Consider the following 20,825-nt stretch of genomic DNA (forward strand, 5'->3'; position numbering starts at 1 on the left):
ATCCCTCCAGGGAACGCCTCTGACCAGGCAGAACGGGGGGCAGGAGATGAGGCCGTGGCGGCTGCTCGGCTGGCTCGCGTTGATCGCGGTGGCCGGCTTCTGCCTCTACCACGTACGCACGGTGGCGGTCTCGATCGTCATCGGCGTGTTCATCACGGCGCTGCTCCTGCCCGCCGCCCGCTGGCTCAGGTCGCGCGGGCTGAACCGCGCCCTGTCCACCGCGATCGTCTTCGGGGGCGGGCTCGTGCTGGCGGCCGGCCTGTTCGCGCTGGTGGTGCCGCCCACCATTGACAGCGTGTCCCAGCTGCGGAGCAGCTTCGGCAAGGTGCTCGACGACCTGCACCATCTGACCGCCAGGTTCGGGCTCGATCCGCGCCGGCTCGCCGCGCAGGCCAAGGAGTACCTGACCGGCCAGGGCCGCCAGCTCACCACCGGCGCGCTGGCCGGGGTAAAGACGGTGGGCGAGATCGTCGTCGGGGCGGTGCTCGCGGTCATCCTGTCGATCTACTTCGTGCACGGCGGCGACCGGCTCTTCCGCTGGCTCGTGGAGCTCGCGCCCGCCTCGGCCAGGCCCCGCCTCACCGAGGCCGGTCACGTGGTGATCACCGTGGTCGGCCGCTACATCCGCGGGATCGCGATGGTGGGCGCGGTGGACGCGCTCTTCATCGGATCGGCCCTGTGGCTCCTGGGAGTGCCGATCGCGTTGCCGCTGGCGGTGCTGACGTTCGTGGGGGCGTACCTGCCGGTGGTGGGCGCGTTCGTCGCGGGGCTGCTGGCCGCGGTGGTCGCTCTCGTGGCGAAAGGCTGGCTGGTGGCGCTCATCGTGGTCGGGGTGACCGTGGCGGTGCAGCAGATCGAGGGGCACGTGCTGGCGCCGCAGATCTACGGCAGGGCCCTGGACCTGCCGGGCGCGGTCATCCTGATCGCCATCGCGGTGGGCAGCCTGGTCGCGGGCGTCATCGGCGCGTTCCTGGCCGCCCCGGTGGCGGGGGTGATCGTGGCCCTGCTGCGGAACTCGAGGGGCCCCGCCGGTCACGCGGAGGTCAGGACGCCTCCCACCCGGCCGCTGCCCCCTCCAACGACTCCTTCGACCAGGTGAGCCGCCCGGCCCGCAGATCCTCGATGACCGCGCGGAGCCACCGGGTCTCGGCGGCCGTCATCTCGCGCAGGTATTCGACCTCCAGCATGGTGACGCGTGGCAGGCCGGCCTCGGCGGCCAGGGACGCGTCCAGCTCGGCCAGCGTCTGGGCGACCGCGCGCTCGCGCCGCTCGAGCGCCTGCGCCAGCGCTTCGGGGGCGAGCAGGAGAGCGTTCGTCAGTGCCGCGGGGAACTGCGGGAACTCCTGCTTGGGCGTGCTGAGCATCTCGTCCAGCCACTTGCCCAGCGCCGCCTCGCCCTCGTCGGTGAGCTCGTAGACCGTGCGCTCGGGGTACTGCTGGTCGCGCCCCGTCTCGCGGACCCTGATCAGGCCGCCCTCCAGCAGCCGGTCGATGGTCCGGTAGAGGCCGGCCCGCTGGCCGACGTTGACCACCAGGTCCTTGCCCCACTGCTTGAGCAGGCGCTGGATGCCGTACGGATGCAGCGGCTGGTAGCGCAGGAGGGCCAGCACGGTCAGGGCGAGCGGCGAGCCGCGATCGAGAGCCATGTGTCAATACTAGCCCCCACGTTACTAGTTGACGAGAAACTAGTTTCAATGCAACTATCGAGCCATGAGCGAAGTTGAGCGAATCCACTCCGACCACGCAGACACCAAACGGCTGGGCAACTGGACCACCGCGGGCCGCTTCGAGGTCCGCAACCGTTACGGCAAGAGCACCATCGACCTGCGCTCCCCCGGCCTGCCCGACGAGGTGGAGGTTCGGCTGGACGTCGACCACGGCGTGGTCAAGGTGCTGGTCCCCGATGACGCCACCGTCGACCACTGGGACCTGCACTGGACCGGCAGGGGCAAGGTCAAGGACTACGAGGCGCCCACGGAGGGCTCCGGTCGGCGCATCCGCCTGGTCGGCACGGCCGCCACGAGCGAGGTCCGCGTCCAGCGCCGCGGTGTCGCGATCATCACCGCGATGATGTCCCGCGAGTACGTCCGCGACGTCCGCCAGGCCCAGAAGAACCGCACCCACCCGACGGTCGACGACCCCGCGCGCAACCTGGAGACCGCACCGTGAAAGACGTCCCGGTCCTGATCGTCGGAGGCGGCTACGCGGGCCTCGCCTCAGCGCTCTTCCTCTCCCACCAGGGCGTGCCCTGCCTGCTGGTCGACCGCCACCCCGGCGTGTCGGTCCTGGGCAGGGCCAGGGGGATCAACCCGCGTACCCTCGAGATCTACCGGCCGCTCGGCCTGGAGCAGCGCGTGATGGAGGCGGGCCGGCCTTTCGAGGAGGAGGCCGGCGTCGCCCGCTGCGCGACGCTGGTGGACGAGTGGCATTGGTTGTTCGGCGACGAGTTCCCACGGGCGCTGCCCGAGCTGACCGCCGGCCAGTTCTGCATGGCCGACCAGAGCACGGTCGAGCCGATCCTGATCGAGGCGGCCCGCGCCAAGGGTGCGGAGCTCTGGTTCGACACGCAGTGCCAGTCGATCGAGCCCGATGACGACGGTGTGACGGCCGTGGTGGAGAACCGCTCCACCGGCGAGCGGCGCACGATCAGGGCCCAGTACGTGATCGGCGCCGACGGTTACGGCGGCGCCATCAGGGAGCGGCTCGGCATCGCCCGAAGCGGCCCCGGCCCGCTGCGCCACTTCGTGGCCGTTGTCTTCAAAGCCGATCTTTCCGACATCATCACCAAGCGAGCCCTGTTCTGGATGATCGGCGCACCCGGCAGCCCGGTCTCCGGAGGATTCGTCTCCCACGCGCTGCGCGACCACTGGGGCTTGGCCCTGATGTACGACCCGCGCGAGGAATCGCCCGACGACTTCACCGACGAGCGCTGCGTGACCGCCGCCAAGGCTCTCATCGGCCGCGACATCCCTGTGGAGCTGGTCAACAAGGCATCGTGGACGGAGGCGGCCGGCGTGGCCGACAGCTACCGTTCCGGCCGGGTCTTCCTCGCCGGGGACGCCGCGCACGTGTGGCCGCCCGCCCAGGCGCTGGGCGCCAACTCGGCGGTCCAGGACGCGCACAACCTGGCCTGGAAGCTCGCGGCCGTCCTCGCGGGGCGGGCCTCGGACGCGCTGCTCGACACGTACGAGGCCGAGCGCCGCCCGGTGGCGCTGGAGCTGGCCGACCTGACCGTACGCAGCCAGAACGCCAGGTTCAGCCCCACACCGGAGGAAGACCCGATGGACGCGGTCACGTCCATCCTCGGCCAGCGGTACGCCTCCACGGCGATGATCGGAGCCTCCCCCGGCCCCGTGTTCGGCGACGGGGTGTCGGAGCACGCGCGACCCGGCACTCGGGCACCACACCTCTGGCTGGACATGGACGGGCGCCGGATCGGCGTGCACGACCTGTTCCACGACTCGTTCGTGCTGCTGTGCGGGCCCGGCGGGGATTCGTGGGCGCGGGCGGCGGCCGACGGGGTGCGGGCCTACCGGGTCGGATCGGACCTGATCGACGTGGACGGTCATTGGGAGTCCCGCTACGGCTGCGACGCCGTCCTGGTCCGCCCGGACGGATACGTGGCCTGGCGCTCCGACACACCCGAGCCTGGAGACGGCGGCACGCCTGCGGCGCGCTTGGAAAGCGCCCTGCGCCAGATCCTCCACTGACACCGGCGCCTCCCCTTCGAAAGCCCCTGGCCCACGTGTCCGGGGGCTTTCCGGTGCGTCGGGCCGGCGAGGTCAGAGGATGAGCTCCAGCTCCAGCTCGTGCCGGATCGGGATCCCGTCGGACTCGGCGGGGATGCCCGGCTTGAGGTCCCGCGCCCGGTCGACGCCGTGCCTGTGCAGGGCGATCAGGTCGAAGCCGTAGCGCTGGTAGAAGCGGAGCGCGTGCGTGTTGTCGTTGGTGGTGACCAGACAGAGCCGGGTCGCGCCGCGCTCGGCCGCCGCGGCGCGTACCGCGTCGATCAGCTCGCCGCGGCCCAGTGCGACGACGGTGGTGCCACCCCAGCTCTCGGTCAACACCCGGGTCACATTGGCGAGATCTTGTGGCTCGACAGCACGCACGGACATCGACATGGGCATCATTATGAGACTTATGCGATGGGCAACGTTCGACTGTTTCGGGACACTTGTCGACTGGCGGCACGGGATCCGCACCAGCGCCGACCTGATCGCGCCGGGTCAGGGGGCGCGGCTGCTGGAGGCGTACAGCCGGCATGAGCACGCCGTGCAGGCCGAGTCACCGGCGCTCCGCTACCGCCACGTGCTGGCCGAGGCGCTCCGCAGGGCCTGCGCCGACGAGAAGATCAAGCTGACCGACGACGACGCCTCGGTGCTGGCCACCACGCTCCCGTACTGGCCGGTCTTCCCCGAGGTCGCCGCCGAGCTGTCGGCGCTGCGCGCGGCGGGCTGGCACCTGGCGCTGCTCACCAACTGCGACCGCGACCTCATCGCCGAGACGCGGCGGCGACTGCCCGTGCCGTTCGACGCGGTGGTGACGTCGGAGGACGTGGGCGCCTACAAGCCGTCCGACGCGCACTTCGAGGCGTTCAGGTGCTCGTACGAGCCGACTGCCTGGGTGCATGTGGCGCAGAGCTACTTCCACGACATGGTCCCCGCGCACCGGCTGGACATCCCGCGCGTGTGGATCAACCGGCAGGGTGAGCGGCCCGAGGACGAGAAGATCATCCAGCAGGTCCTGCCCGACCTCGGCGGGCTGCTCGCGACCGTCGAGAACGCCTAGCCACGCTGCTCCAGCACGTCCGCGATGCCCGAGAGGAAAGCGTCCACGTCCGAGATCAGATAGCCGGACCTGAACAGCACGGTCGAGAACCTCGCCTCCCGCACCTGCTTGGCCGTCACGGGGAAGTCGGTCGTCCCGCGCAGGGTGGCCACGATGCGGTCGAGGAAGGCGTCGATCTCGTCCTCGTTGTAGCCGGTGCCCATGCGACCCGGGCGGAAGGCCACCCGTTCGACGCGGGCCGCCTGGGTCTCGAACCACTCCTCGCGCAGCATCTCGCCGGTGGGCTCGGCCATGGCCAGCCGTACCGGCCGCCTGGCCTGGGTCTCCAGCGCCACCACGAACGCCTCCAGAGCGAAGTCGACCGCGGTCTCGTGATAGCCGCCGCGTCTGGCGCGGAACGTGGCCCGGCGCACGTCGTCGGCCGTGACCGGCTCCAAGGCGTGCGGGCCCCTGCCGAGCGTCGACTCGATCCGCCCGATCAGGGCGTCGACCTCGGCGGGGTCATAGCCTGAACGCATACCAGTGACGCGCGGAAAGCGATTCAAGCTCCACTCCTTTTGAGAACCTGCTGGGGGTGCCTCTATTGTGAGGCTCTTTATCGCGACGATGCGACCCGAGATATAGCGTGCAGGATCGTGCAGCTGTCCAAGGTCTCATTCCGCTACCGAAGACGTGGCCCCTTGGTCATCCAGGACGCCGACGTGCGGCTCGCCCCCGGCGACGTGATCGAGCTGACCGGCGTGAACGGGGCAGGCAAGTCGACCCTGCTCCGACTCCTGGCGGGCCTCGCCCGGCCGACGACGGGCACGATCGCCGGCCGTCCCGAGGTCGTCGGCTTCGCCCCCGACCGCTTTCCCACCGCCCAGCCTTTCACGGTGACCGCCTACCTGCGCCATATGGCCCGGGTACGAGGTGGCGCCCGCTGGGAGCCGTGGGCCGAGCGCCTGAACATGGACCATCTCCTCGACGTCCCCCTGGGCGAGCTGTCGAAGGGCAGCGCGCACAAGGTCGGCCTGGTCCAGGCTCTGATGGCGGAGCCGGGGCTGCTGATCCTGGACGAGCCGTTCGCCGGGCTCGACGCCGACACCCGCGACACGCTGCCCTCGATCGCCGCCGAGGTGGCGGCGCCCGGCGGCATCGTCATCGCCAGCGACCACCAGGGCGGCCTGCGTCTCCTTCCCGACGTACGGCACTGGTCGCTGGTGGACGGGCACCTCAAGGAGAGCACCGCGACACCGCCCCTCGAGCACCCGTCCGAGGAGGCGGTCGTGGCCGTCACCGTACCCGCGGGCGAGCTTGACCGCTTCCTCGCCAGGATGCGCGCCGAGGGCTACCGGGCCCGCGAGATCGAGGAGACAGGATGATCGCCCTGGCCACGTTCCGATTGGCCGCCTATGTCCGCTCGCACCGCGTGTACCAGGCGCTCCTCCTGACCCTCGCCATGCTGGCGATCCTCTACGGCAGCAAGGCTCCCAAGGGCGCGGAGATCGGCGTGCTCACGGACGGCGGCGTACTGATCATTCCCATCCTGGCCTGGGCGGCCAGGAGCCTCCTCGACACCGAGCCCGACCCGCAGCGCGAGATGTCCGCGATCCAGGTGGGCGGCCGGGGCAGGGAGGTGGCGGCGGGACTGGCGGCGGCGTTCGCGGCATGCACGGTGCTGGCGGCGCTCGGCCTGGGGTGGGCACTCCTGCTCGGCGTCAGCCAGGCCCCGAGGGGGCGCATGCTGGCCGCCGTCCTCGTCCTGCACGCACTGGCCACGCTGGCCGGGACCGCGCTGGGCGCGCTCACCAGCCGCGCGGTCGTCCGTTCCCCAGCTGTCTCCATCATGGCGCTGGTGCTCGGGTTCCTGGCGATGCTGCTGCTCAGCGCCTCGTCCCTGCACTGGCTCACCGTGCCGCTCATCGGCTGGATGAAGGCGGCGAACGCCGGTCACCTCCTCGACGAGCTTCCCGAGCTCGCGGCCGTCTCGCTGGTCTGGTGCCTGATCGGCCTCGGCACGTACGCGTGGCTCCGGCGTAGGGTAGGTTAGTGGGCACTCACTAACCCCTGAGGAGGCAACGGTGAAGGTGATCTGCATGGGTGACAGCATCACCCGCGCACAAGTGAGCGCCGACTACGTGACCATGCTGCGCATGCGGCTGCCCGAGACGACCGTGATCAATGCCGGGGTCAACTACGAGCCGTCCTCGGAGACGGTGAAGCGGCTCGACGACGTCGTGAGCCAGGACCCGGACGTGGTGACCGTGCTGATCGGCACAAACGACGCGAACTTCACGCTCAGCCCCAAGCTCGCCACGACGCTACGCAAGCGCTGGAAGCTCTCCGCGGACCCGACCCCGGAGAGCTACGCCGCCAACCTCACCACCATCGCCAGGAGGCTGCAGGACCAGACCATGGCCCGGGTGGCGCTGCTCTCCCTGCCGGTCATCGGCGAGGACCTCGGCTCAGGGCCGGTGCGGCGGGCCGCCGAATACAGCGAGATCGTCCGGCGGGTCGCGGCCGACCAAGGCGTCGCGTACCTGCCGCTGAACGAACGGATGACCGCGTACCTGGAGGAGCAGGGCCGCAGGCCCGGCACCCACTACCGCGCGGAGGGCCGGCTGGCGCAGACCGCCGCGATACAGCACTTCCTGCTCGGCCGCAGCCTGGACGCCATCTCCAGGAGCCGCGGCCTCCAGCTCACCACCGACACCGTCCACCTGAACGGCCGGGGAGCCGGCATGATCGCCGACCTGATCGAGGGCTTCGTCACCCGTTCGATAGCCCACCACTGACCGCCCCTGGGCGGGGGTTATTCGGCGGCGGCGAGCTGGCCGCAGGCGCCGTCGATCTCGCGGCCGCGCGTGTCGCGCACCGTCACCGGCACGCCGTGGAACTCCAGCCGCCGCACGAACGCCCGCTCGTCCTCGGGCCGGGAAGCCGTCCACTTCGACCCGGGAGTCGGGTTGAGCGGGATCAGGTTGACGTGGACGAGCTTGTTCCTGACCAGCTTGCCCAGCAGGTCGGCCCGCCACTCCTGGTCGTTGACGTCCTTGATCAGCGCGTACTCGATCGAGATCCGCCGCTTGGTCTTCGCCGCGTACGCCCAGGCGGCGTCGAGGACCTCGGCCACCTTCCACCGCGTGTTGATCGGCACCAGCGTGTCACGCAGCTCGTCGTCGGGCGCGTGCAGCGACAGCGCCAGCGTGACGGGCAGGCCCTCGTCGGCGAGCTTGCCGATCGCGGGCACCAGCCCGACCGTGGAGACGGTGACGCCGCGGGCCGAGATGCCGAGCCCGTGCGGCGCGGGCTCCACCAGCCGGCGGACCGCCCCGATCACCGCCTTGTAGTTGGCCAGCGGCTCACCCATGCCCATGAACACGACATTGCTCACCCGCCCCGGCCCGCCGGGCACCTCGCCGGCGGCCAGCGCCCGGGCCCCGGCGACGACCTGCTCGACGATCTCGGCGGTGGACATGTTGCGGGTCAGGCCCGCCTGGCCGGTGGCGCAGAACGGACAGTTCATCCCGCAACCGGCCTGCGACGACACACACATCGTGACGCGGTCGGGATAGCGCATGAGCACCGACTCGACCAGCGCCCCGTCGAAGAGCCGCCACAGCGTCTTACGCGTCGTACCGCGGTCGGTGGCCAGCTCCCTCACGGAGGTCAGCAGGTCGGGCAGCAGCGTGGCGAGCTTCTCGCGGGAGGCCGCCGGCAGGTCGGTCATCGCGCCGACGTCGGTGGTGAGGCGCTCGAAGTAGTGGCGGGAGAGCTGGTCGGCGCGGAACGCCTTCTCCCCCAGCTCCGTGACCGCGGCCCGCCGGTCGGCCATCGACAGGTCGGCCAGGTGCCGTGCGGGCTTGGCCCGCCGGGGCGCGACGAAGGTGAGCTGGCCTGGTGGCTGGGACACGTTCCTGCCTTTGCGTGAGGGGCTGTCAATCAGGGTAATGAACGTTCGGATCGGAGGTGGCATTCCTGGTCGACGTTCGGCTCGCATCATGGTCGCCACCCGATCTACAGTCATCTCGTATGGCGATTTTCCGGTCGGCATCTGGCGAGGGTGGCGCCGAGGTCGTACTCGCCGTCGGCAACCCGTACGGGAGCCGGACGCTCGTGATCGAGCGGGACGAGGACTCCTCGGTAGCTTACCTGTGCTCTCCGGACGGCACGGTGCACGGCGCCGTCTGGCTGGCCAACCATCGCCCCGCCCCCGCCGTGGTGGACCTGGCCAGGCTCAACGCCGGCCTGCCGCCGCTGATGCCCAGGGCCAACACCGCCCATCCCGACGGCCGCAGGCCGCTCGGACAGCTCACCGCGCTGTGGTTCGAGGAGGGGGACGGGGTCGCCCTGTACGAGGACGACGACCTGCTGGCCGTCATCCCCGGCTGGGCCGACATGAGCAGGGGCATGCCCGGTTACGCCCGCGACGCGGTGGGCGAGTCGCCGTTCGCCTGGGCGCTCTCCGAGGCGCTCGAAGGGCTGCGGCCGCGCATCGCCAACGCCAGGTCCTACTGGCGCTGGCGGCACAACGAGGGGTCGTGGCCGTCGTTCCAGCAGTTCGTGATGGGGCATCTGGACCGGGTGCTCGGGCCCGCAGGGCGCTACTGGGACGCCAGCGGCGAGCGGCTGCCGACCGTCGGGATCACCGAGCGTCCGCCGCACGAGGGCCGCGGCTACACCGTGCTGTCCACGGTCGGGATGAGCTGCCAGCGCATGCCCACAGTTGAGCAGTGGATCGACAAGCCGGGCGCGTACGCCAGGATCGAGCTGGCCGTGGCCACCCGCGAGGACCCGCGGGACGCGGCGCTGCTGCTGGTGTGGCTGGCGCAGTATCCGTGGCACTCGGTCACGTGGCTGGGCCACGGGCACACGGCGAAGTGGTATCACGAGCCTTCGACGTTCCCGTTGGGGCCGCGGTATTCGGGCGTCCTGATGCTGGCCAACGCACCCCACATGCCCGACATGTCGGGATTCGCGTTTGGCGGGGAGGCCGTACGGTGGCTCTGGATCTCACCGGTCACCACCGAGGCCCTGGAGGCTCAGCACGCCGACCAGCAGACACGCTGATCAGAAGAACAGCGTCATCAGCAGCCAGACCGGCACCAGCGTCGTGACCAGCGAGTCGAGCCGGTCCATCAGGCCGCCGTGGCCGGGCAGGATGGTGCCGAGATCCTTGATCCCGAGGTCCCGCTTGATCATCGACTCGATCAGGTCGCCCACGGTCGCCAGCAGCGCCGCGAGCCCGCCGATCAGCGCCCCCTGCCAGATCGCGCCGTGCATCAGCCAGGTCACCAGCCAGGCCCCGACCGCCGTGCACGCGACCACCGACCCGGCGAACCCCTCCCAGGTCTTCTTCGGGCTGATCACTGTCATCTTGTGCCGGCCGAACAGCACGCCCGCGATGTAGCCGCCGATGTCGCTGGCCACGGTCACCGCGATGAAGATCAGCACCCGGTTGTCGCCGTCCGCGGCGCGCAGCAGCATGGCCGCGAACGCCGCAAGCATGGACGGATAGAACAGCGTGAGCACCGAGGCCGACGCGTCCCGCACGTAGCCCTCGGTCCCGTCGCTGAACATGCGCCAGATCAGCAGCACGAACGCGAACACCGCGAACGTGGCCAGCAGCCACACCGGCCCGCCCCAGTACGCCGCCGCCTGCATCGCCGCCATGCCCACGACCACCGGCACGGCTGGAACCTTGATGTCGCGGGTCGCGAAGGCCTTGACCAGCTCCAGCACGCCGACGCCCACGGCCGCGACGAGCACCAGCAGGAACAGTTCCTTGATCGTGTAGAGGGAGGCCACGACAAGGGCGCCCAGCACCAGACCGACCGCGATCGCGGCAGGCAGGTTCCTTCCGGTACGGCTGCCGCCGCTCGAGCTGGTGCCAGCCGTACGGTTATTCACAGAGTTCTCCAAGAGCCACGGCCCCCGCCCCCGGGGCGAGGGCCGTAGATGCAAGAGCCGCTACCTGCGGCGGCCCACCGAACGCGAACCGCCGTAGGCGCAAGAGCCTGCGGCGGCCCGCTCGACGCGACCCACCACAGGCGCAGACCGGCCACCTCCGGCAGGCCGCCGACCGCGACCCACCGCAGGCGCAAGCCACCCACCCACGACGGCCCGCTGAACGGGGTCCGCCCTGCGGCGTGCCGCTCAGACCTCGAGCAGCTCGGCTTCCTTGTGCTTGAGCAGCTCATCGATCTTCGCGACGTGCTTCTGGGTGAGGTCGTCGAGCTCCTTCTCGGCCCGCCTGACCTCGTCCTCCCCCGCCTCTCCGTCCTTGATCATCTTGTCGAGGACCTCTTTGGCGGAGCGGCGGATGTTGCGTACCGACACCTTGGCGTGCTCGCCCTTGTTCCTGGCGACCTTGATGTACTCCTTGCGGCGCTCCTCGGACAGCTCCGGGAACGTCACGCGGATCACCTGACCGTCGTCGGTGGGATTGACGCCGAGGTCGGAATCGCGGATGGCCTTCTCGATGGCGCCCATCGAGCTCTTGTCATAAGGCTGGATGAGCACCATGCGCGCCTCCGGCACGTGGAACGACGCCAACTGCTGGATGGGCGTCGGCGTGCCGTAGTACTCAGCGTTGATCTTGTTGAACATCGAGGGGGTGACGCGGCCCGTACGGATCGTCGCGAAGTCCTCCTTCGCGACCGAGACGGCCTTGTCCATTTTTTCCTCGGCTTCGAGGAGGGTTTCGTCGATCACAGCGGCTCCCTGTCTTCTAGCTGGCGGTGTCGGGCTCGCTCCCTCATTTGCCTGTGGGACTCACCAGCGTGCCGATTTTCTCACCGCGTACCGCTCGCAGGATGTTGCCCTCGCCCATGAGGTCGAAGACCACGATCGGCAGGTCGTTGTCCTTGCACAGGCTGATGGCGGTGGCGTCCATGACCGCGAGGTCGCGGAGCAGCACCTCGCCGTAGTCAAGATGGTCGAACCTGACCGCATCCGGATTTTTCCGTGGATCGGAGTCGTAGATCCCGTCCACCTGCGTCCCCTTGAGCAGCGCCTCGGCGCCGATCTCCAGGGCTCGCTGGGACGCCGCGGTGTCGGTGGAGAAGAACGGCGAGCCGAGTCCGGCGCCGAAGATGACCACGCGGCCCTTCTCGAGGTGCCTGATCGCACGGCGCGGCAGGAACGGCTCGGCCACCTGCTGCATGGTGATGGCGGTCTGCACGCGCGTCTCGACGCCCCGCCGTTCGAGGAAGTCCTGGAGGGCGAGGCAGTTGATGACCGTGCCGAGCATGCCCATGTAGTCGGCCCTGGTGCGGTCGATGCCTCCCTGCGACAGGGTGGCGCCGCGGAACATGTTGCCGCCGCCGACCACGACAGCGACCTGCACACCTTCCTTGACCGCCTCGGTGATCGAATCGGCCAGGTGATCGACGACCACCGGGTCGATGCCCAACGGCTCGCTCCCGGCGAACGCCTCACCTGACAGCTTCAGCATCACCCGCTTCCACCTCAGTGGATTGTGCGGGTTTGGAGATGGGGAAGCCGCCGTCCGTGTGGATTCGTGGGCTGTCTCCCGGTGGTCCTGCACGGCGGCGGCCTCCTTCGTTCGGTGGGTCGATAGGGCTGGTGGCTCGTCTTCTGCCTTGCTTGCCTCAGCTGACCGGCTCCGTCCCGCTGACGGCCCGTCCTAGCTGGTGGGCTGCACTAAGCCTAAGCCTGACCGACCTTGAAACGGACAAAGGCCTGGACCTCGACGCCGTTCTCTTCGGCGTACTTGCCCACGCTCTTCTTGTTGTCCTTGACGAAGGCCTGCTGGAGGAGCGTGAAGTCCTTGTACCAGCCGTTCACGCGGCCCTCGACGATCTTGCCGATGGCGGCCTCGGGCTTGCCCTCCTCGCGGGTCATCTCCTCGAAGAGCTTGCGCTCCTTCTCGACGACCTCGGAGGGAACGGAGGCGGGCTTGAGGTACTGCGGGGCCATCGCGGCAGCGTGCTGCGCGATGTCCTTGGCAACCTCGGCGTTCGGCTTGTCCAGCTGGACCAGCACGCCGACCGCCGGGGGCAGCGCCGGGTCCGTCTTGTGCATGTACGCACCGATGTAGCCGCCCTCGAGCACCGCGAACCGACGGATCTCGATCTTCTCGCCCAGCGCGGCGTTGGCGATGTCGAGGTGCTCCTTGACGGTCTTGCCGTCGAAGGACGACTCGAGCAGCGTCGCCACCTCGGCGGGCTTGGTCTCGAGGATGTGCGCGACGACCTGGGCGGCAAGCTCCTGGAAGCGCTCGCCCTTGGCCACGAAGTCGGTCTCGCAGTTGAGCTCGAGCAGCGCGGCGGAGGAGTCGCCGTCCTGCTTGAGGGCGACGAGGCCGTTGGAGGCGGTGCGCGCCTCGCGCTTGCCCACGTCCTTGGCGCCCTTGAGGCGCAGCAGCTCGATGGCGCGGTCGAAGTCGCCCTCAGACTCTTCAAGCGCCTTCTTGCAGTCCATCATGCCGGCAGCGGTGATCTCGCGAAGCCGCTTGACATCGGCCATGTTCACGGAAGCCATTGCTTTTTCCTTGTGGGATTTCGTCGTCGTCGTGGATCGGGTGGGCTCCGTAGTCAGGTCGCCCACCCTGGTTCTGGTACGGCAGGCGCTTGCCGTACGGAAGCCTCTGTCTTGCGTCAGCCTTTGTCTTGCTTCTCGGCCCCGGCTCGCCTGGCATACTGCCCAGCCTCGCCCTGGCTTACCATCCTGGACCGACAGCGCCTAGCACCGACGCCACCTGTCCCGGCCCACCACACCCGGCCCAGACCCGGCAGTCCAACTCGACCACCGCGCCCAGCCCGGGCTCAGCAGGCCGCCCGGCTCGCTCCGCCGCATCCGGCCCTTACCTGGGAACGTCCGCCCAGCAGGACCACGGCCCTTCGCTCAGCAGGACCACAGGTCCGTTACCAGGCAACCGTTCGCCCAGCAGGGCCGCGACCCTCACTCGGCAACCGTGCATCCAGCGGGACCGTGGCCTCCACCTGGCGACCATTTGCCCAGCGGGACCGTGGCCTTTACCTGGCGGCCATTTGCCCAGCGAGACCCTCGCCTCGGCTCGGCAACCGTTGGCCCGGCGCGGGACCTTGCCTTGGCTCGGCAACCCTCCGCCTGGGGCGGGGACCCTGGCCCTCGCCCGGCATCGAGTCGTCCCTTGCTCCGACATCCTTCGCCGGGGCGACCAGGAAGTTCCCTTGCCTTGCTGCCGTTCGCCAGGAGCGGGACCGCGCCCTACCTGGTGGAGTGTTCACCCACCTGGCCGGCGCGGCCCGTGCCCGGATGCCTGGGGACCGAGGACCTCGGCGTCAGGCCTGCTGCTCGGCGTCGCCCTCGGCGGCGGGAGCGGCGGCCTCGGGAGCAGCCTCAGCCGGGGCCTCGACCGGGGCCTCGGCCGGGGCCTCAGCGGCGGGGGCCTCAGCCTGGGCCTCAGCGGCGGGGGCCTCAGCTGCCGGAGCAGCGGCTTCCGCCTCGGCGGCCGGGGCCTCACTGGTGCCCTGCTCGATGAGCTCGCGCTCCCACTCGGCCAGCGGCTCGGCGGCGGCCGGCTTCTCGTCACCGCGGGCGGCACCGGAGCGGGCCATCAGACCGGCCGCGACACCGTCGGCGACAACCCTGGTCAGCAGACCGACGGCGCGGATGGCGTCGTCGTTGCCCGGGATCGGGTAGTCGACCTCGTCGGGGTCGCAGTTGGTGTCGAGGATCGCGACGACAGGGATGCCAAGCTTCTTGGCCTCGCTGATCGCGATGTGCTCCTTCTTGGTGTCGACGACCCACACCGCGCTGGGCACGCGGCCCATGTCACGGATGCCGCCCAGCGTGCGCTCGAGCTTGTCCTTCTCACGGCGGCGCATGAGGAGCTCCTTCTTGGTGAGCCCCGAGCCCGCGACGTTGTCGAAGTCGAGCTCCTCGAGCTCCTTCAGCCGCTGGAGCCTCTTGTGCACGGTGGAGAAGTTGGTGAGCATGCCGCCCAGCCAACGCTGGTTGACGTACGGCATGCCGACCCGGGCGGCCTGCTCGGAGATGGCCTCCTGAGCCTGCTTCTTGGTGCCGATGAACAGGATGGTGCCGCCGTGGGCGACAGTCTCCTTGACGAAGTCGTACGCGCGGTCGATGTACGAGAGCGACTTCTGCAGGTCAATGATGTAGATGCCGTTGCGCTCAGTGAAGATGAACCGCTTCATCTTCGGGTTCCAGCGCCGGGTCTGGTGACCGAAGTGAACGCCGCTCTCGAGCAGCTGTCGCATGGTGACGACGGGGGCCATGTGCTGGTCCTCCAGGTCTTGGCGCCCTGCGGATGGGCGCGATTCTCGGTTGTGCCGCGACAGCGCGTCGTCTGTCGCCCTGATGCCCCGAAACCTCGCCAGCCGGGCGTGTAGCCCGGACCGATGGCGCGGTCCGCAATGGGACATGCGAAGTCGGCCTGTGGTCACAGGCCACCGAAAAGTCTACCTCCCACACCAGCCCAGCCTGACCGCCAACCGTCAGACACCCACCTCCCAGCCCTCCACCACCAAACCGGCGCCGATCGCGATCACCAGGCATCGCAACACCAGCCCCCAGCCCCCAACCACCTGAAGAACCCGAACGATCAACTCCCGGGCACGCGCGACACCCTCAACCCGCCGGCGAGGGACGCCCGAGCCCCGCCCACCCCCGCTCAGCGCGCCGCGTCGTGATCCTCGGTAGGCAGCCCTTGCGCCGACCTCTTCGCCACTGGAAAGAGGTTGAGCTGTACTTCGGCGACCCTGGCCCCGCTCGGCGCGTCCTTCTCATCACGATGGCGGGCGACGTACGGCTCGATCAGCTTCTCGATCGACTCGTTGAGCCGGAACAGCTCTTCGGCGTCGACCCTGATCCGCGTGCGGTTAAACCGGGTGGCATCACGCCACTCAGCGGACTCCGATTCGACCTGAGACAGCGCGCGGGCCGCCTCCTCGTTGGCCTCCCTGCGCAACGCCAGCATCAATGACACCTTGGCATCTCGAACCTCCGGCTGATCGCTGGGCAGCACGCCGACGCTGAGCGGCGCGTCCACGGTTTTCCACAGCCGCTCCCTGCCGTCTCCCCGTGGCGGCGCATCCTCAACGAACCCGTACTTGGCCAGCATGCGCAGGTGATAACTGGCGGCACTGGGCGTGATCCCCGCGATCTCCGCCACTTCGGTGGCGGTAGCGCTCCCCTCGACGCCCAGTCGGCTGAGGATCATGAGGCGCGCCGGGTGGGCCAGCGCCCGCATCGCCTTGGGATCACTGAGCCCCTCACTCATGCGGCCAAGGCTACCCCGCCCTCAGATCTGAAGCATTGCTTTCATAACTATGAAGGGTTATCTTCACAGTTATGAAGCAAACCCTTCACAACTCCCGCCCCTCCGACCCTGGCTCAGACCCCCACCACACCGCCCACCACCAACACCCCGGGACCGGACTCACCGCCCAGGACCGGCACCCCGAAAAGGGATTCACCAACGACCGCGGCCCAGGACGCAATCACAGGTCCGACCATCCCCACCCCGACGTCGACAACCCCGCCACGGACCCGAGCGACGAAGGCGCGGCCGATCCACCTCCGCTCAGAAAGCAGCGCGACTACCGCCTCCTCTGGACGGCCCGCACCACCTCGGTCACCGGCTCAGAGGTGTCCAAGCTGGCCATCCCCCTGACCGCGGTGACCCTCCTGGGCGCCTCCCCTTCCCAGATGGGCCTGCTGACAGCCGCCGCTTCTGTGCCCGCTCTCCTGTTGGGCCTTCAGTCAGGAGCACTCGCGGACAGGCTCACCCGGCACCGCCCGCTGATGATCGCCTGCGAGCTCGTGTCGTGTGTGGCCGCTGCCACGGTCCCCGTGGCCTGGCTCCTCGGCCTCCTCAACATCCCCTGGTTGATCGCCGTAGCCCTGGTCATCGGCTCAGCGGGAGTGCTGTTCAGAGCGGCGAACTTCCCCCATGTCGCAGCAGTCGTCGCTCCCTCCCAGCGAACTGAGGCGATGGCCGGCTTCCACGCCTCCTACTCCATGGCCTCGGTCAGCGGCCCCAGCCTGGCGGGTCTTCTGGTGCAGCTCCTCACGGCCCCGCTGGCCGTACTCGCGGAGTCCCTGTCCTTCCTGGCCTCGGCACTCTTGCTCCGCACCATCCGGACCCCGGAGAAGCACGAGCCGGCGACCTCCCGGGGGATGTGGCGTGACGTCATGGAAGGCCTCCGGACCAGCGTCACCCACCCTGTACTCCGTGCTCTCCTGGGCGCGGGTGTCACGATCAACTTCTTCGCGATGGCGTACACGGCTGTCTACATGCTCTACATGGTCAACACGCTGAACATCCCGAAGGCCCTGATAGGCGGCCTCATCGCCTTGAGCGGCATCGGCGGCCTGCTGGGCGCCTGGGCCACGGCCCGCCTGTCCAAGCGCTACGGCGAGAACCGCATCCTGCTCGTCTCGGTGCTCTTCTTCCCCATCGAGATCCTCGCGGTGGGCCTGCTGAGCGGCCCTCTGTGGTGGAAACTCTCGCTGCTCGCGCTGACCGGAACGATCACAGGCGGCATCGTCGTAGCCTTCGCCACCTGCATGGGCGCCATCACCCTGCGCGAAACCTCCCCTGAGCTCCGCGGCCGGGTGAACGCCACCATGACCTTCGCCGTGCAGGGCGTCCTGGCCCTCGGCGGCATAGCCGGAGGCGTCCTGGCCGAGTTCGTCGGCCTACGCCCGGTAATCCTCATCTGCGCGGCCGGCGTAGCCCTGAGCACCATCTGGATCTGGACGTCCCCTCTACGCCCGCACCGTCCTCGACGCGTATTCACGGCAATGCCAGACACCAACCCGGCTGCGCCTCACGACATAGATTCCTGGATCACTTCCAAGCGCCGTTCCACCCTCTGACCGCACCCGCCGCCGCTCGCGCACAAGATCACAATCGTCACCGACCTGTACGGCACCGGCGTCCGGCAGCCCCCATCATCGCAGCTCTTCGCCCACGTCCAAGCCATCGTCCAGGCACTTGTCCACAGGTAAATCGGCGGCGCCTCACCCCATCCACAGAATCCCGTTCACCTCCTCGTCGCCCCGGCGCGACCAACCACACTCGCGCCATGAACGACCAGCCCCGCAACCGGCGACAGGAAGGCCGCCTTCGCAGCACAAGGCGCGAAATCCCACCGCTCGTCCGCCGTCTCCTCAAGCCGGCCAGAGGAGCCCTGACAGCACTGGCACTGCTCCTCGCCGTCGCGGTGATGGTCCTCTTCCCGGCTCCCCCGGCAAGAGCCTCTTCACCCTCCTGGCGCTGGCCGTTGGACGGGCATCCCCGCGTCCTGCGCCGCTTCACCCCACCGCCGGAGTCCTGGCTGGCCGGACATCGCGGCCTCGACCTGGCCGCTCCCACAGCCACTCCGGTCCTGGCTGCAGGCCCGGGCACGGTCCGCTTCGCCGGCCCGGTAGCGGGAAGGGGCGTGATCACGGTCGAGCACGAGGGCGGCCTCCGTACGACGTACCTCCCTGTCGCAGCGTCCGTGCGCCGGGGTCAATCCGTCACCGCAGGCTCCACACTCGGCGTCATAGAAGCCCCGACGGGCCACTGCCAGGAGTCCTGCCTGCACTGGGGCCTCCGACGCGGCGCCCACTACCTCGACCCCCTCCTGCTCGTAGGCCACGCCCCCATCCGCCTCCTCCCGTTCTGGGCCATAACCGGGAACGCCCTCGACCCGGTGGACAAGGGCACTTTCGAGCAGATGGCGGCCAGGAGTCAGGCCACCCGGCCCCTCAATCGGCAACAACCACAATCTCCAGCAGTCCCCCGTCCTCTGCGACCAGGGGACCCCGCCGACCTGGGTTTACTGACCCGCTCAGCCTCGACCTCCACGGCACCAGCCGTCGGCCTGGGCGGCGCACTGTTCGGGATGGCCATCCTGATCACAGTCCTACGCCGCCACCGGCGTACTCGAACGGCTCAGCACACCCACAGAGGAGGCCAGCACCGCAGGCACCGTCATCGGAGAAAGCCCCGAGGACACCGGCACCCGTCATCGCCATGAGAGCAGGAAGCCCACCGACCCCGCAGGCGAGCAGCGCCGTCAGCGCGAAGCTCGACACCGACGCCAGGACGCGGACCGGCGAGATGGACCCGCACCGCGGACCGGCAAGGTGGGCCCGCAGCGTGGACCGGCAAGGTGGACCCGCACTGCGGACCGGCAAGGTGGACCCGCACCGCGGACCGGCAAGGTGGACCCGCACCGCGGACCGGCAAGACAGATCCGCACCAGGGAGAAACTCAACAGGTCCGACAGGGTCTCGAAGACCGATCAGGGGCGGGCTTGAGCACCACACCCCGGCCATCAGGCCCTGGGATGCGCCTGACGATACGCCGCCCTCAGACGGTCGATCGAGACGTGCGTGTAGATCTGCGTGGTGTTCAGCGACGCGTGCCCCAGCAGTTCCTGGACACTCCGCAGATCCGCACCGCCCTCGAGCAGATGAGTCGCCGCGCTGTGCCGCAACCCATGCGGCCCCATGTCCGGCACCCCGTCCACCTGAGCCAGCCGCGCATGCACCACTCGGCGCACGGTCCCCGCGTCGATGCGCCCACCCCGCACCCCAAGGAAGAGCGCAGCTCCTGTCCGAGCCCGCACCCACAACGGCCGCCCGTGAATGCACCACCTGTCCACCGCCCGGAGTGCAGGCAGCCCGAACGGCACAGACCGTTCCTTACGCCCCTTACCCAACACTCTGACGACGCGCCGGTCCCGATCCACATCATCGACATCGAGCGCACACAGCTCGCTCACCCGCACACCAGTGGCGTACAGCAGCTCGAGAATGGCCTGGTCCCGCAGTTCCTTGGGCTCCCCCGTGGAAGGGGCCTCGAGAACGGCCTGCGCCTGCTCCTGATCGAGGACGGCAGGCAACGGCCGTGCCGCCTTGGCGCTTCCCAGCAGCAACCCGGGATCGGCGGCCAGCCAGCCGCGGCGATGGCAGTAAGCGGTAAAGGTACGAACACAAGCGGTCCGCCGCGCCAGAGTGGTCCGCGCCTTCCCCTCGCGGTGCTGTTCAGCCAGCCACTCTCGCAGCACCCCGATGTCGAGCCCCTCGAGCCGCCCGCCCATGTGATCAAGCAGCGAGTTCACGTCAGCCAGATAAGCCCGAACGGTATGCGGCGAAAGGTCCCGCTCGAACCGCAGATGCCGGCCGAACTCCGCCACCACTTCGTCCCGCCCGACGGGGCCGCCCATCTCCAAACCGTCGCCTCCCGCCATATCCGCGCTCCCACTCACAGCCAACCTCACCACCGCTCCGAAGAGTGCCCCATCACGGTCACAGCCACCTGGCAAGAAGCATCCTTGCCCCACAGCAGCCCACCCATCCACAAATCACCGCCCCAAGATCGGAAGTGGGAATGTGAGAGATGCGCCGGCACAGGACCCGCGTAAAGCTCTCTACTCATCACCAGCGGCAACGAACTGGAGGATGCGCTCCGTCACGAGATCAGGGCGGTCCATGGGCAGCGCATGCCCTGCTCCAGGCACGATCTCAACCTCGGCACCGGGCACGATGCGTGCCAGGCGGTCTGCGGCCTGGCGGGACTTGTGGAGGGCGCTACGGCTGGTGTCAAGCGTTTGGGAACACAGCGCACTGCCGAGGCCGCACTGGCGATCCTCAACAGCCATCTTGATGAGTTGTGGGCCTGACCCGATACCCTCACAACCCGAGCGCGCAAGACCGGCCCACCTTCGAGTTTCGGGCACGACCGGCGGCGACACCGCGCAGAGCCGAGGGGGCGTCCGCGGGCATGATGTAGGAGTGTGAGCTGGTCGCAGGCATTACGGCGGAAATGTGACGGCCATCGCTTGGTCCTTCGAGGGCCTAGGTCGAGACCGAAGGAGACCAGAACGATGGCCGCAAACACAGTGTGCCGCTCGAGCGGTGGCCGGCGGAGTGAATGGGCGACCCGTGACCCCGACTTTGTCGCGGTCCTTCCTGCTCAGGGCCCAGCTCTAGCCCCAACGCCGTTCAGTTAGGGCTGTGGTGGCGGCGTCAAGGGCTGGCCGGGATCATGTTGATGCTGATGGTGGCCTTGTAGGTGGTCCGGTCGATGG

At 69.2% G+C, this 20,825-nt stretch carries 21 protein-coding genes; 10 read left to right on the plus strand and 11 right to left on the minus strand.

The features are described 5' to 3' along the window. Positions 1-46: 46 nt before the first annotated feature. On the plus strand, positions 47-1,099 hold the full coding sequence (locus AB0J64_RS30525; RefSeq protein WP_364034231.1) for an AI-2E family transporter: 1,053 nt from the start codon (positions 47-49) through the stop codon (positions 1,097-1,099). Here AB0J64_RS30525 and AB0J64_RS30530 read toward each other — a convergent pair. Further along, positions 1,044-1,646, minus strand: coding sequence for a PadR family transcriptional regulator (locus tag AB0J64_RS30530; RefSeq protein ID WP_364034234.1), 603 nt, complete (start codon positions 1,644-1,646; stop codon positions 1,044-1,046). The two genes, AB0J64_RS30525 and AB0J64_RS30530, sit on opposite strands and share 56 nt — an antisense overlap. 64 nt (positions 1,647-1,710) lie before the next feature. Here AB0J64_RS30530 and AB0J64_RS30535 point away from each other — a divergent pair, with 64 nt between their 5' ends. Together AB0J64_RS30535 and AB0J64_RS30540 are read left to right on the plus strand one after the other, a co-directional pair. Next, positions 1,711-2,169: a hypothetical protein gene (locus tag AB0J64_RS30535; RefSeq protein WP_364034237.1), complete on the plus strand. Its 459-nt coding sequence runs from the start codon at positions 1,711-1,713 to the stop codon at positions 2,167-2,169. Then, positions 2,166-3,710, plus strand: a complete 1,545-nt coding sequence (locus AB0J64_RS30540) for an FAD-dependent monooxygenase (protein WP_364034240.1) — start codon at positions 2,166-2,168, stop codon at positions 3,708-3,710. The genes AB0J64_RS30535 and AB0J64_RS30540 overlap by 4 nt, the downstream gene beginning before the upstream one ends. 72 nt (positions 3,711-3,782) lie before the next feature. Here AB0J64_RS30540 and AB0J64_RS30545 read toward each other — a convergent pair whose 3' ends face one another. Next, positions 3,783-4,121 carry a GNAT family N-acetyltransferase gene (locus AB0J64_RS30545; RefSeq protein ID WP_364034243.1) on the minus strand — a complete coding sequence of 113 codons (339 nt, stop codon included), beginning with the start codon at positions 4,119-4,121 and terminating at the stop codon, positions 3,783-3,785. Between the two features lie 19 nt (positions 4,122-4,140). On the opposite strand from AB0J64_RS30545, the gene AB0J64_RS30550 reads away from it, so the two are divergent. Then, positions 4,141-4,788: an HAD family hydrolase gene (locus tag AB0J64_RS30550; RefSeq protein WP_364034246.1), complete on the plus strand. Its 648-nt coding sequence runs from the start codon at positions 4,141-4,143 to the stop codon at positions 4,786-4,788. Here AB0J64_RS30550 and AB0J64_RS30555 read toward each other — a convergent pair. Beyond that, entirely contained in the window at positions 4,785-5,306 is a 522-nt protein-coding gene (locus AB0J64_RS30555; RefSeq protein WP_344986812.1) for a DivIVA domain-containing protein, read from the minus strand. The two genes, AB0J64_RS30550 and AB0J64_RS30555, sit on opposite strands and share 4 nt — an antisense overlap. Positions 5,307-5,423: 117 nt before the next feature. Here AB0J64_RS30555 and AB0J64_RS30560 point away from each other — a divergent pair, with 117 nt between their 5' ends. The 3 genes from AB0J64_RS30560 to AB0J64_RS30570 are packed head-to-tail and all read left to right on the plus strand — an operon-like array spanning position 5,424 to position 7,565. Next, a complete protein-coding gene (locus AB0J64_RS30560; RefSeq protein ID WP_364034249.1) occupies positions 5,424-6,152 on the plus strand; it encodes an ATP-binding cassette domain-containing protein in 729 nt (242 codons plus the stop codon). Further along, on the plus strand, positions 6,149-6,820 hold the full coding sequence (locus AB0J64_RS30565; RefSeq protein WP_364034252.1) for a hypothetical protein: 672 nt from the start codon (positions 6,149-6,151) through the stop codon (positions 6,818-6,820). The genes AB0J64_RS30560 and AB0J64_RS30565 overlap by 4 nt, the downstream gene beginning before the upstream one ends. 46 nt (positions 6,821-6,866) lie before the next feature. Beyond that, positions 6,867-7,565 (plus strand): GDSL-type esterase/lipase family protein, encoded by a 699-nt coding sequence (locus tag AB0J64_RS30570; protein ID WP_364034255.1) that lies wholly within the window; start codon positions 6,867-6,869, stop codon positions 7,563-7,565. A 17-nt stretch (positions 7,566-7,582) separates the two neighbouring features. On the opposite strand, the gene rlmN is transcribed toward AB0J64_RS30570, so the two are convergent. Continuing rightward, positions 7,583-8,683 (minus strand): 23S rRNA (adenine(2503)-C(2))-methyltransferase RlmN, encoded by a 1,101-nt coding sequence (gene rlmN, locus AB0J64_RS30575; protein ID WP_364034258.1) that lies wholly within the window; start codon positions 8,681-8,683, stop codon positions 7,583-7,585. 119 nt (positions 8,684-8,802) lie between these two features. Between rlmN and AB0J64_RS30580 the strand changes: the two genes are divergently transcribed. Continuing rightward, positions 8,803-9,840, plus strand: a complete 1,038-nt coding sequence (locus tag AB0J64_RS30580) for a suppressor of fused domain protein (protein WP_364034261.1) — start codon at positions 8,803-8,805, stop codon at positions 9,838-9,840. Here the strand turns inward: AB0J64_RS30580 and AB0J64_RS30585 are convergent, their stop codons facing one another. From AB0J64_RS30585 to AB0J64_RS30610, 6 genes are all read right to left on the minus strand, one after another. Then, on the minus strand, positions 9,841-10,680 hold the full coding sequence (locus AB0J64_RS30585; protein WP_364034264.1) for a phosphatidate cytidylyltransferase: 840 nt from the start codon (positions 10,678-10,680) through the stop codon (positions 9,841-9,843). Between the two features lie 246 nt (positions 10,681-10,926). Next, positions 10,927-11,484, minus strand: a complete 558-nt coding sequence (gene frr, locus AB0J64_RS30590) for a ribosome recycling factor (RefSeq protein WP_344986819.1) — start codon at positions 11,482-11,484, stop codon at positions 10,927-10,929. Positions 11,485-11,527: 43 nt separating this feature from the next. Further along, a complete protein-coding gene (gene pyrH / locus AB0J64_RS30595; protein ID WP_357611254.1) occupies positions 11,528-12,226 on the minus strand; it encodes a UMP kinase in 699 nt (232 codons plus the stop codon). Between the two features lie 215 nt (positions 12,227-12,441). After that, entirely contained in the window at positions 12,442-13,275 is an 834-nt protein-coding gene (gene tsf / locus AB0J64_RS30600; RefSeq protein ID WP_344986820.1) for a translation elongation factor Ts, read from the minus strand. 782 nt (positions 13,276-14,057) lie between these two features. Then, complete coding sequence (gene rpsB / locus AB0J64_RS30605) at positions 14,058-15,014, minus strand: 30S ribosomal protein S2 (protein ID WP_364034267.1); 957 nt, start codon at positions 15,012-15,014, stop codon at positions 14,058-14,060. 395 nt (positions 15,015-15,409) lie between these two features. Then, positions 15,410-16,018: a helix-turn-helix domain-containing protein gene (locus AB0J64_RS30610; RefSeq protein WP_364034270.1), complete on the minus strand. Its 609-nt coding sequence runs from the start codon at positions 16,016-16,018 to the stop codon at positions 15,410-15,412. Positions 16,019-16,089: 71 nt separating this feature from the next. Between AB0J64_RS30610 and AB0J64_RS30615 the strand changes: the two genes are divergently transcribed. Further along, a complete protein-coding gene (locus AB0J64_RS30615) occupies positions 16,090-17,619 on the plus strand; it encodes an MFS transporter (protein ID WP_364034273.1) in 1,530 nt (509 codons plus the stop codon). Between the two features lie 350 nt (positions 17,620-17,969). Continuing rightward, positions 17,970-18,767, plus strand: a complete 798-nt coding sequence (locus tag AB0J64_RS30620; protein WP_364034282.1) for a M23 family metallopeptidase — start codon at positions 17,970-17,972, stop codon at positions 18,765-18,767. A gap of 300 nt (positions 18,768-19,067) precedes the next feature. Here the strand turns inward: AB0J64_RS30620 and AB0J64_RS30625 are convergent, their stop codons facing one another. Continuing rightward, positions 19,068-19,985, minus strand: a complete 918-nt coding sequence (locus AB0J64_RS30625) for a tyrosine recombinase XerC (RefSeq protein WP_364034276.1) — start codon at positions 19,983-19,985, stop codon at positions 19,068-19,070. Positions 19,986-20,825 lie beyond the last annotated feature (840 nt).

The organism is Nonomuraea sp. NPDC049695 (genome assembly GCF_040674955.1).
Lineage (GTDB): Bacteria > Actinomycetota > Actinomycetes > Streptosporangiales > Streptosporangiaceae > Nonomuraea > Nonomuraea helvata.

Bases quoted from the DNA above. Each gene is read 5' to 3' on its own strand.
- AB0J64_RS30525 (WP_364034231.1), top strand. From the start codon at position 47: ATGAGGCCGTGGCGGCTGCTCGGCTGGCTCGCGTTGATCGCGGTGGCC.
- AB0J64_RS30530 (WP_364034234.1), bottom strand. From the start codon at position 1,646: ATGGCTCTCGATCGCGGCTCGCCGCTCGCCCTGACCGTGCTGGCCCTC.
- AB0J64_RS30535 (WP_364034237.1), top strand. From the start codon at position 1,711: ATGAGCGAAGTTGAGCGAATCCACTCCGACCACGCAGACACCAAACGG.
- AB0J64_RS30545 (WP_364034243.1), bottom strand. From the start codon at position 4,121: ATGTCGATGTCCGTGCGTGCTGTCGAGCCACAAGATCTCGCCAATGTG.
- AB0J64_RS30550 (WP_364034246.1), top strand. From the start codon at position 4,141: ATGCGATGGGCAACGTTCGACTGTTTCGGGACACTTGTCGACTGGCGG.
- AB0J64_RS30555 (WP_344986812.1), bottom strand. From the start codon at position 5,306: ATGCGTTCAGGCTATGACCCCGCCGAGGTCGACGCCCTGATCGGGCGG.
- AB0J64_RS30565 (WP_364034252.1), top strand. From the start codon at position 6,149: ATGATCGCCCTGGCCACGTTCCGATTGGCCGCCTATGTCCGCTCGCAC.
- AB0J64_RS30570 (WP_364034255.1), top strand. From the start codon at position 6,867: ATGGGTGACAGCATCACCCGCGCACAAGTGAGCGCCGACTACGTGACC.
- AB0J64_RS30580 (WP_364034261.1), top strand. From the start codon at position 8,803: ATGGCGATTTTCCGGTCGGCATCTGGCGAGGGTGGCGCCGAGGTCGTA.
- pyrH (WP_357611254.1), bottom strand. From the start codon at position 12,226: ATGCTGAAGCTGTCAGGTGAGGCGTTCGCCGGGAGCGAGCCGTTGGGC.
- tsf (WP_344986820.1), bottom strand. From the start codon at position 13,275: ATGGCTTCCGTGAACATGGCCGATGTCAAGCGGCTTCGCGAGATCACC.
- rpsB (WP_364034267.1), bottom strand. From the start codon at position 15,014: ATGGCCCCCGTCGTCACCATGCGACAGCTGCTCGAGAGCGGCGTTCAC.
- AB0J64_RS30610 (WP_364034270.1), bottom strand. From the start codon at position 16,018: ATGAGTGAGGGGCTCAGTGATCCCAAGGCGATGCGGGCGCTGGCCCAC.
- AB0J64_RS30615 (WP_364034273.1), top strand. From the start codon at position 16,090: ATGAAGCAAACCCTTCACAACTCCCGCCCCTCCGACCCTGGCTCAGAC.
- AB0J64_RS30620 (WP_364034282.1), top strand. From the start codon at position 17,970: ATGGTCCTCTTCCCGGCTCCCCCGGCAAGAGCCTCTTCACCCTCCTGG.
- AB0J64_RS30625 (WP_364034276.1), bottom strand. From the start codon at position 19,985: ATGGCGGGAGGCGACGGTTTGGAGATGGGCGGCCCCGTCGGGCGGGAC.